The sequence below is a fragment of the Faecalibacterium sp. DFI.5.82 genome (assembly GCF_029076575.1).
Taxonomy (GTDB): Bacteria; Bacillota; Clostridia; order Oscillospirales; family Ruminococcaceae; genus Faecalibacterium; species Faecalibacterium duncaniae.
In genome coordinates, this window is the sequence record NZ_JARFIS010000379.1 from 1 (window position 1) to 318 (window position 318).

Annotated in this window: 1 pseudogene; it reads right to left on the reverse strand. The window is 52.5% G+C overall.

The window, feature by feature from the left end:
* Positions 1–318, reverse strand: a pseudogene (locus tag P0G09_RS17075) (hypothetical protein); the annotation flags it as partial.

Genomic DNA, 318 nt, shown 5'->3' on the forward strand with positions numbered 1-318 from the left:
AGTCCTGTGACTGAATTTCCGGGTAGAAGTCTGCATGGTTTCGATCCATAACTTCGGCAAACTGGCAGATGTGGAACACATAGCCCAGACCGCCCATGTCAAAGTGATAATCATCCAGATGTACCACCCGTGCCGTAAAACTGTGTCCATTCGGGTAATCCACCTGAATCACGCCGCCATCTGGATTGCGATAGAGGTCATCATAGTGGCTGTTGATGAGACGAATATCCTTCGGCAGCGTTTCCGGCTCCCAGATGCGCCGCCTGCCGATGCCCGCCTGCGGGATGTTTTCGAGGATCTTTTCGCTTTCCTGTTGGA